This is a genomic window from Rhodohalobacter sp. 8-1, from assembly GCF_038150125.1.
Lineage (GTDB): Bacteria > Bacteroidota > Rhodothermia > Balneolales > Balneolaceae > SW132.
The window spans coordinates 2,501-3,748 of sequence record NZ_JBBVMF010000040.1 but is presented as its reverse complement, the minus strand read 5'-3'; the positions used below and the strand labels follow the sequence as shown (position 1 = coordinate 3,748).

At 53.4% G+C, this 1,248-nt stretch carries 2 tRNA genes and 1 rRNA gene (1 of these 3 running past the window's edge); all 3 read left to right on the top strand.

What is annotated here, in order from left to right:
• The first annotated feature begins 2 nt into the window (after positions 1 to 2).
• Positions 3 to 76, top strand: a tRNA-Ile gene (locus AABW11_RS19875).
• A 97-nt stretch (positions 77 to 173) separates the two neighbouring features.
• Positions 174 to 247 (top strand) — tRNA-Ala (locus tag AABW11_RS19870).
• A 301-nt stretch (positions 248 to 548) separates the two neighbouring features.
• A 23S ribosomal RNA gene (locus AABW11_RS19865) occupies positions 549 to 1,248 on the top strand (it continues 2,197 nt past the right edge of the window).

Below are 1,248 nucleotides of genomic sequence, written 5' to 3'. Positions count from 1 at the left end.
ATGGGCTTGTAGCTCAGGTGGTTAGAGCGCACGCCTGATAAGCGTGAGGTCGCAGGTTCAACTCCTGCCAAGCCCACTTGACCAGTTGTCAGGTGTACAGTTTATAGTGCGACAGTGTATTCAATACAAGGCCACTGAGCACCGCACCGCTGATCCCTGATGTACTGTAAGAAGGGGCTATAGCTCAGCTGGCTAGAGCACTGCCTTTGCAAGGCAGGGGTCCAGGGTTCGAATCCCTGTAGCTCCACTCTTCGTTACGGAGTCTATGGAGAGCAGGCAGACTGGTTGTTTAACAGTTATTTATATGTAGTGACACAACAAGATGAACGGCAACTCAACACGCGTTGAGCTGGGCCGGGCAGGGGATCGACGCCCCGGAATCTACCATATCCCGCCGCTGGCGGGATGTTCTTTGACATGTTGGATAGTAAAGGAAGCGCAGGCCCCTTCAGGGCTTGCGTGGATGAGAAGTATGATAGAATGCGAGGTAACATAAAATCGAGCTCATAGCCTGTATGGGGCGCACAGCAATTGTGCAAGCCATGCAAGGAAAAGTAAGTAAGGGCGTACGGTGGATGCCTAGGCATGCAATGGCGATGAAGGACGTGCTAAGCTGCGAAAAGCCGTGGGGAGCTGCAAAGAAGCGTTGATCCACGGGTGTCCGAATGGGGCAACCCACTCTGGTTTACCAGAGTATTCCTTCGGGAAGGCGAACCTTCCGAACTGAAACATCTCAGTAGGAAGAGGAACAAGAAACAACAGTGATTTCCCAAGTAGTGGCGAGCGAACGGGAAGAAGCCCAAACCATCCGGTGCTTGCATCGGGTGGGGTTGTAGGACGTCTCATCACAACAGAAAAGGTGAATCGAAGCTGCCTGGAAAGCAGCGCCACAGAAGGTGACAGCCCTGTAGGTGAAGCCGGATCTGTTGGAGACGTATCCTGAGTAGTGCGGGACCGGTGAAATCCTGCATGAATCGAGCGGCACCATCCGCTAAGGCGAAATACAGTTGCATGACCGATAGTGAACTAGTACCGTGAGGGAAAGGTGAAAAGAACGCCGAGAAGGCGAGTGAAATAGTACCTGAAACCGTGCGCTTACAAGCGGTCGGAGTCCCGATTTATCGGGATGACGGCGTGCCTTTTGTATAATGAGCCTACGAGTTGCACCTGGCCTGCGAGGTTAAGCCCCTAAGGGGTGGAGCCGAAGCGAAAGCGAGTCTGAATAGGGCGAGCAGTAGGTCGGGGCAG